We start from the raw sequence: 8,116 nt of genomic DNA on the forward strand, positions 1-8,116 counted from the left end.
ACGACCGCAACACGGTCGCATAGCACCCAAGCCCCCTACTACCCCATCAGTGAACAGCCTGAACCCGGCTCAACGCCACCTCCACCAACCCCCGCGCGTGTTCTATCTCATGCACGGCCGCCAGGCTGAGCATCTGCTGGGGGGCTTGGGAATGAAGTAGCACCGCGTGCTGCGACACGGTCTGTGCGCAGAGCAAGTATTCGGAGAGTTGGATGAGGATGTCTTCGAGGGATTGGGTGGCGTGGTGCGGTGGGTCTGGGACGATCTTGAGCATGATGAACCTCTAGAGTCGATGAGGCTGCTACAGACCTGCTGTCAAACAAGAAGGTGGCAGCGGTACGCGGGTTGACAGACCGAGGACTCTAGAACTCGGCGCACACGAGTGTGCCCCACGTACAGCCGCCATAAAGGATGCACGTGCGCCAAGAGTCAGGGACGGCCTGTCAAAGCCGGTCGTTGATGAGCAACGACGCGGAGGAGACTAGAGCGCTGACAGGGCCGGCGCAATGGCTGGCGTGCGGCGGGAGTATGATTGGGAAAGAGACTACAGGGAATAGGGAAAGGCTGAGGTTTGGATGTAACGGATTGCAAATCCGTTGTGAGAAAGGCGCTTTAGCCAGGACTTTAGTCCGCTGGTTGATAGGCCAGGATCGCCTTCGCCAGTTGCATCTCGTCCTCAGTAGTTACCGTGCTTGCGGGCCGCAGCGCTGACAAGGCAGCTTGCAGCTCCACGCCCAGAATGGCGCCGTCGCTTGCCACATAGGCCGCCGCGTCATTGCGGGCGTCTACGATTTTTTTATCCTGGTTTTTGCTGCTATTTCGGCTGCTGGCTTCCGCGTCCTCGGTCAGGGTCACGGGAAACAGCGTCACGGCCAGAGACGAGGTAACGATTACTCCGAGGAACGTGGGTTCCACGGCGCGGCCATCCCCCGCCAAGGCGGGCAGAGAGCAGGAAAAACCGAGCACTATTGCCGCTAGTAAATGACGCACCTACTCGCTCCATGCGTTAGACCGATCATCAAAATCGAAATGTGCGCGCATTCTGGCGGAGTATCGCGTGGAGGAGAAGTGCTACTCGCAAATGCCGAGCTCGGCATTTGCTGGGAAGTCCGGTATGACTTGCCCGTCGAGACCTGCCTTCAGTAAATACCCGTCTTCCGCCGGCTGGCGCATTGCCAGTCGGTGTGCTATCCCTCAGAGACCACATCGATGATCAATGAGGGCATTTATGAAGCTTTTGGCATCATTTCTTCCCGCAATATCTTTGTTGGCCGTACCCCAGGCTTTTGCGCTCGACAGCGTTTGCGATGCAATTCTTAAACACGGAATATACGACAAGGAGAACGTCTTAGACTTCCAGCACAAATACAATCTCTCGAAAGATGTAATTTGCAACTCCGAGGCCAGATCAAGCAACTATGACGGCAGCCTCAACTACAACACTATAACCGGCTCTGCAAGCTCGAATCAGTCGTATTCCAGCAGTTACTGCTCATCGGATTATGATGAAGCCTTATCTAACACCCTCTACAAGAAAATCGCCCAAAAAGCCAGCAACGTGATTGCCAGCTCTTGGTCTGAATGTATTAGACAAAACAACTCTGGCGTCAGTCATTATATACAGCCATCTCAAGACCCAAAACGTTTTATTTATCATATCCAGTATTCACCCGGGGGTGAGAAAGGCTTCACAGAAGTTCGCCAATGGGCAATATCACCCAGTTCAGATGTTACTTGCCAGGGCGATATACCGAAAGCAGGAGACCAGATTACCGCGTCGGGATTTTCATTAATTTGCACTAGAAGGGAAGCTGACCTTGCTGTAATAGTTGTGGCCACTACTACAGAAGGCGGTAAAAATTTGAAATCTGTTGAGCTTCCTCCATACGTTTCTTCACCCGTTCCCGTACCAGAGCCCGAGCCCCCCACACCACCCACTGGGGTTGTCGATGTGACTGCCATTTGGCCTGCGACCGGTAAAAGCGCAGCTCAAAAATGCAGCACGCTTGGAGAAGGATGGTCGTCTTTCTCATTTGATGGAAAATCAGATATTGCTTATTGCAAAAAAACCGGAACATCCAACAGATACATAACAGACTTCAAAGGGTACAACACCGCCAACTCAAACCTACCTTGCTCCAATACATTTGGGAATGACTGGGAGCGGGTCATTTGGGACGGAAAGTCCAAAACACTAATATGCAAACAAGTCAGGAGTCTAGCTATTATAAATACCGGCCAAGCAAGTTACTTGAAGGACATCGGCTCTGCATGGCCTCATGAGTGCCCACCTACTCAAGGGCGCCTCTACAAAATTAACTATTCGCAAATATCTTTCTGTGGCACGTGGGCAAAGCAGTAAACTTAAGGCCGCTGGAGCATCTCCAGCGGCCTCCAGATAATATCCCGCTATCTTTTAATCAGGCACTCTTAAAAAAACTGCCTATTAACGAACTCAGCATGCATAGAATGGCTATCTGGTCTTTGAACTGGTCGCCCCTTACTTTGAGCGTTTCCTGCTTTCCGGCGGGGCCAACACTGTCTGCCAACGCAGTTAACTCAAAAGGATCGTTGAAGAGCTCGGGCTCCTAAACCCCAGATTCACGCGCCGGACAGTAGCTAACAGCTAAGCCCGAGGCAACCGCCTCGCAGAAGGAAATCAATCACTGAAAGCGTTGTGCTTTGTTTGTGTCCTGAAACCAGGGCACAAAAATCACACACATGAAAAAGGCCACTCCTTTCGGAAATGGCCTTATTCTCTGAATATATGGTCGGGACGGAGTGATTCGAACACTCGACCCCTTGCACCCCATGCGTGCCACTCCTGCGTACGGCACGATAATAAAGGATTCCGGCCCTGCTTTCGCTGCAACGAAGCCTCACGAGTCCGGACGCATCCTAGCAACGTCACTTCAAAGGTCATTGGCCCTGGCTAGCCGCCCTAGCGTTCTGCCGAGCGATCCGCTCCTTCTAAATAGCTGTCACCCTTCCGACGAATTCCATCCTCCACCGCCTGATATGCAAGGCCCGCTGTTCAACTTCGCTCAAGCGCTGCGCAGCTGCCCGCCATTCGGTCAGCGTCTTCAAACAATCGCCCAAGCACCACAATGGCAAAGCCCACTGCCTGGCGCTGCTGGGCAGCGATGGCATTGCAGGTGGCTGATGCCTGGCGCGCAGCAGGCTGTTGATTTTGAAACGAGCCATCGCTTGGTTTAGAGCAGGCGAAAATGCCCGCAACTTGGCGGGCATTAGGAGGATATCTAGAAGCCCGCACAATGCCGGGTTAATTTAGATGTTATATCTAATCAGCAGATGCCGATATCTCTTCGATTGGTTTATCAAGTAGTTCGAACTGCTTGGCAAACCCCTCAACCACAATTTCAGACCCAGCCCCAGACAAATGTCCACGATCAAAGTAGGTCATACTTTTTCCGGTATACACCAGACACTCAAGTGGTGCTTCGTGCCGACACAGTACTGAAGAAGGGTTGAAGTATTCCAGCCCGTATTTCTTTGCAAGCCTTTCGATCACAAGATTAGAATGCAGGTAATCATCAGAGCGCATAAACTGCTGAGCATGTGAGAAAGCTGTTTTCCTTGCGACAAACTTAATTGGCTCAACGGAAAAATCTGGCGTATTACCGAACACCACCACCTTGGCCCTAGCCTTTCCAAGATCACTAAAAAATTGATCCAGTTCTTGCTCATAGTGCTTTTGACCGATCCGTAAGTATGAGCCAAGCCAATTAGCACCAACAATCAACACATCTCCAGAACCAAGATCTGGAAGCATCTCCTTTACAAACATATCCGAGAACTCTGTGCAGCGCCGCTCTGAATTTTCAATATAAGCAAATGGCCTGCAGCTAGTTCCGGTCCACTGCTGAATTGATAACTCACTGCCTGCATATACCTTTCTAATTCCAGCAATAAGATGTGCCGCTTCGGAATCACCATAGACAACCAGTCTTCGACCAGCGCCCTCAGCACTTACACACTGCTCTTTGATTAGATCTGCTGCGCTTTGATGATAGTCTATGAAGCACTTTCCAAGACCATAGATCCCCATTGTTTCCTTGTAACCGGAAACCACACCTACATTTGCCAATACTTGCTGCGGCAAAGATCTAAATTCCAATCCATTTTTTTGGTAAGTTGTAAAACCTACGGCCCCCATGACAACCATTGCGGACACAAGAGCATAGGCCTTGCCGTTTCCATCGCCCCCTTCACGAATAGGCCGCTCGATAAAACGATAAGTGATCCAGGCAAGCACGATAGACAACAGTACCGCAGCAACGCGCACGCTGACATCAGGGACATCACCGTTGACAATCCGCGCAAACGTTAAAATAGGCCAGTGCCATAGGTAGAGAGGAAAACTGATTAAGCCAATCCATACCATCAGCCTGTTGGACATTAGCACACGATTGAGCCAAGCCTCCGGGCCGGCAGCGATAAGCAGCACCGCTCCAATGACCGGAACAGCTGCAAATTTTCCAGGAAAGCCAACTTCCTTATCGATGAAGATGAAGCCAAGCACGAGAAATGCAATACCGGCCGCTGACTGTATGTTCGACACGGCGCTGTATCTATTTGAGATTCCCGCGTCGATTCTGATCTTCATTTCTCGCAGCGCAGAACCTTTGTAGTGAGTCACCCACGCTAACATACTGCCGCATAGCAACTCCCAGAACCTTGTGTGCGGCGAGTAGAATGTTGAAGTCGCATCGCTTGCGACCCCAACAATATTGAGGTAGAACGAGATTGCAGCTAACAGTAAGGCAATAATAAAAAAGTTGAATCTAATCTTCCACGCAACGATCAAAACCACAGGCCAGATAATATAGAACTGCTCTTCGATACCTAGACTCCAAAGGTGCAGTAGTGGCTTTGTCTCGGCAGAATTGTCAAAATACCCAGACTCCCCAAGGAGAGTAAAATTTGATACAAACCCAGCACCAGATGCAATGTGCTTTCCTAGCTGAGCGTATTCGTCTGCTAAAAGCAAGTACCAACCTAGTGCATAACTTGAAATCAGAACAAACAAAAGACCCGGGAAGATTCTTTTCACCCTTCGAACATAGAAGTCCGTTATTTTAAAAGCCCTTCTATCTAGGCTTTTAAAAATAATTGTAGATATCAAAAACCCAGATATTACAAAAAAGACGTCAACCCCGATAAACCCCCCCTTCATGACACTTGGGAAGGCGTGAAAAATTACAACTGAGAGAACTGCAATGGCCCGCAAGCCATCAATGTCCGGTCTATATTTTGGGTGGGACAAATTAGAAGTCATTAGTCTGTTGCTATCCGTAGTAGACGAAGACAATAGGCACTGAATTTTGCGCACATACTACGTGATACGGTCCGACAAATCGAGATTACACGGTGGGCTGGCGCCCTTGAGCCGCGATAGCACCAGTTCAGCCCACCAAGAAAGCCACTCAGGCGCCGAGTTCTGCAGAGCTTTAAGGCTCAAACCACACTGACACGGAATAATTCACGCGCGATATCTGGCTTAAGTTGGCCCCCAGTCGATGGCCGGCAATACTGCCCTCCCCTGAATGTCAGGAAGACGGTGAGCGGCAGGGGCACCATGTCAACGCTCTCTTTTTTGAAAACATGAACCTCTGGCGTATGTACCACGTTTGTTCCGGCCATCCGGCACCGTGCTGGGCCGCCGCCACAATCGAAGAAATTTCTTACCTCTGCGGTGTCGAAATAGAAGGATGCGCAGTGTCTGTAGTGGCCCTAGCCAGCTGGCGCGGGCAACAAAAAAACTTTGGCCCTAAGGCGCCGACGCTAACCTGCGCAGAGCGTGACCAGCTGATTGAAGTTGCAAACAAGGTGTCGGCAACCGATTCACGCGCCCGGTGCTGACGATCTTGAAAAGGAGGATTGGACGAAGAAAAAGGCGAAGTCACTCGAAAAGTCACTAGCCCCAAAAACAACAAAGCCACCCGAAGGTGGCTAAGTCATTGAAATATATGGTCGGGACGGAGTGATTCGAACACTCGACCCCTTGCACCCCATGCGTGCAGCAGGCCATAACCCCCTGTAAACGTTGGATTAACCTCAGCGCTCGCTGCAATCGACTGCTCATAGGTGTTTTCAAGCGTTGCCAAGAGTCACGCAAATCTCACGCAGGCTTCCTGCGCCTCCACCGGCGTTCTGCCGACCGTTTCCCTTCCTTTATATAGCTACTCACAGGTGGGCTTGCCGCTACCCTGTATCACCTGTGCGCCGCCGGGATGATCCTGCGGATAGTCGCCAAACAAGCCCAGCGCCCAGGCCTCTTCGTGCTCTATAAGCGCCCAAAGCCGCGCCGCCTCGACAAGCTCGAGCATTTCGCCCATCTCCTCGATGGACACCTCAGCCCGCTGATAGCAGTCGTAGGCCATCTGCCTGAGCACGGCAACTCGCGCCTCTGGATCTGTGATCAGTGGCTCGCGGTCATCGAGTGCGGTTACCCAGGCTGGAGGGTATGGGAGTGGCATGGCCGATACTGTATGTAAAAACAGTATCGTAAGGCCATGCATGAGTCGAGGCAATTGCCGGTCAGCGGCAAGCTGAGGCGCTCCGCAATTAGTGCCCTCACCTTCACCTCGAGGCCGTCGGTCTCGCGCAGGCCGGCAGCCTTCAGGCTAATGACGAATTGCCGCCTGGCCTCCAAGCACAGCCTGCTGATACTCACTGGCAGCCTGCATCAGCGCTTCGGCCTCAAGCCGCAAGCGGTCGACCTCTTCTGCCGCGGTAAGCGAATCTCGCGCCTCGTGGTAGCGCCGCACCGCATCCATCGCTTGCTGCATCAGCGGCTCACCCGCCGCCATCTTCTCCTGCAAGTCGTCCATGCTGCCCTCCGATTTCGGTCAGGGCAGTATAGGCCTGTTCGCAGGTTGCTCCCCTTCCCCGGCTTTGATCAGCATCTGTCGCCAGGTCTCCCGCTCTTTCATCAGCGCGCTTGAGCACGTCGGCAAGCACCAGGGCGACGCGGGAAGCTGCCGCGCTTGCTGCGGCAGTGCAGGAATGGCCGCTGGCCGCACTTGCGGCACGGCCGGCTGCTCGATCGACTTCGTCCCGCAGGCTGAGATCAGCACGAGCAGCGGCAGCATCAGCCACCGCACGGTCAATGGTTTTCTGTCCATCCTGAATCGCCTTGTTGATTGATTGTTGGCGGGCTTGTTCCTTGCTGCGCTCTTCAGCTTCAGCCAGGGCCCAGGCCTGCTTGTCGCTGGCATCGCGCGCAGCCCACCTGCCCTTCCACTCTGCATCCATTGTCGCCCGGCCGTGCTGGTACGCCCCCCAGTGCGACGCCAGCATCAGGGCAAGGCACAACGCCGCGCCGACGGTACGCCAGCCGATCACGCCAGCACCTTCAGCGCACGCTCGTACAGGGCAAGCCGATCTGCGTGGCCGTTGAGGCCGCCGTTGATCTTGCGGGTGATAGCCTCGAACTTTCCGGCGTCCGCCAGCTCGTTCAGTCCGTTCTGCGACCACCACCACGCGGCCGACTGGCAGGCAAATTCAGGCTGCTCCAGAAGCTCAGGCTTATCGACCAGGGGCAGGCCCAGCCCGTCAGCGGCGGCGCGGTAGTTCGACCGGCCGGTGAGCTGGATCAGCCCGCGGCCTCGGTACCGCCAACCATCGCCCGATGACTCGGGGCCGTTCGCCATGCGATCGGCATATACCTTGTTCGCGATCTTCTCAGGCTGCCGGGCATAGGCGGCGCTCGACAGCGCGGTGAACCGGGTGGGCCAGGTCCGCGCCAGCGCATCGGCGCTGTAGTTCAAGTTCTCCACCAGGCTACGCAGGTGGCCTGATTCGTGACCGACTTGGGCAAGGAACGCCGCGGTGCGCAGCCGGCTGTTGATCTTGAAGCGAGCCATTGCCCGGTTTAGAGCAGGCAAAAAAATGCCCGCTACCGGGCGGACACTGGGAAGGATCTGCAGCAACTGCTGCTCTGTGATTGGCATGGTTTCTCCAGGCAATAAAAAACCCGCTCAAGGCGGGTATCGGTGTTCAGCTGTCGTCAGGCCGGCAGCGCTGGCCAGTCGATATCTGTCGGGTAGCCTGGCTGCTCAGGCAGGCGGTTCAGCGCGACCCGGTATTTCTT

General features: G+C 53.7%; 9 protein-coding genes and 1 pseudogene. 1 reads left to right on the plus strand and 9 read right to left on the minus strand.

The genetic code is table 11. The features are described 5' to 3' along the window. Positions 1-46: 46 nt before the first annotated feature. Together B4I46_RS06715 and B4I46_RS06720 are read right to left on the minus strand one after the other, a co-directional pair. Positions 47-274: a hypothetical protein gene (locus B4I46_RS06715; RefSeq protein ID WP_054915177.1), complete on the minus strand. Its 228-nt coding sequence runs from the start codon at positions 272-274 to the stop codon at positions 47-49. A 350-nt stretch (positions 275-624) separates the two neighbouring features. Continuing rightward, on the minus strand, positions 625-990 hold the full coding sequence (locus B4I46_RS06720) for a DUF2388 domain-containing protein (RefSeq protein ID WP_082405726.1): 366 nt from the start codon (positions 988-990) through the stop codon (positions 625-627). Between the two features lie 238 nt (positions 991-1,228). Here B4I46_RS06720 and B4I46_RS06725 point away from each other — a divergent pair, with 238 nt between their 5' ends. Next, positions 1,229-2,362, plus strand: coding sequence for a hypothetical protein (locus B4I46_RS06725; protein WP_143516655.1), 1,134 nt, complete (start codon positions 1,229-1,231; stop codon positions 2,360-2,362). Positions 2,363-3,034: 672 nt separating this feature from the next. On the opposite strand, the pseudogene B4I46_RS06730 reads toward B4I46_RS06725, so the two are convergent. The 7 genes and pseudogenes from B4I46_RS06730 to B4I46_RS06760 form a co-directional block, all read right to left on the minus strand. Further along, positions 3,035-3,160: pseudogene (locus B4I46_RS06730) on the minus strand (DUF2514 domain-containing protein); the annotation flags it as partial. Between the two features lie 141 nt (positions 3,161-3,301). Continuing rightward, positions 3,302-5,287 carry an acyltransferase family protein gene (locus B4I46_RS06735; RefSeq protein ID WP_200893465.1) on the minus strand — a complete coding sequence of 662 codons (1,986 nt, stop codon included), beginning with the start codon at positions 5,285-5,287 and terminating at the stop codon, positions 3,302-3,304. A 916-nt stretch (positions 5,288-6,203) separates the two neighbouring features. Next, positions 6,204-6,500 (minus strand): hypothetical protein, encoded by a 297-nt coding sequence (locus tag B4I46_RS06740; RefSeq protein WP_286899219.1) that lies wholly within the window; start codon positions 6,498-6,500, stop codon positions 6,204-6,206. Positions 6,501-6,647: 147 nt separating this feature from the next. Then, complete coding sequence (locus tag B4I46_RS06745; RefSeq protein WP_286899221.1) at positions 6,648-6,854, minus strand: hypothetical protein; 207 nt, start codon at positions 6,852-6,854, stop codon at positions 6,648-6,650. Beyond that, on the minus strand, positions 6,820-7,323 hold the full coding sequence (locus B4I46_RS06750) for a DUF2514 family protein (protein WP_286899226.1): 504 nt from the start codon (positions 7,321-7,323) through the stop codon (positions 6,820-6,822). Before B4I46_RS06750 ends, B4I46_RS06745 begins: the two co-directional genes overlap by 35 nt. A gap of 41 nt (positions 7,324-7,364) precedes the next feature. Further along, on the minus strand, positions 7,365-7,976 hold the full coding sequence (locus B4I46_RS06755) for a glycoside hydrolase family 19 protein (RefSeq protein ID WP_286899224.1): 612 nt from the start codon (positions 7,974-7,976) through the stop codon (positions 7,365-7,367). Positions 7,977-8,032: 56 nt separating this feature from the next. Next, the coding region (locus B4I46_RS06760; RefSeq protein WP_286899228.1) for a phage tail assembly chaperone at positions 8,033-8,116 on the minus strand (84 nt) is incomplete at its 5' end.

This window comes from Pseudomonas sp. UBA7500 (assembly GCF_002478435.1).
GTDB classification, from domain to species: domain Bacteria; phylum Pseudomonadota; class Gammaproteobacteria; order Pseudomonadales; family Pseudomonadaceae; genus Aquipseudomonas; species Aquipseudomonas palmensis.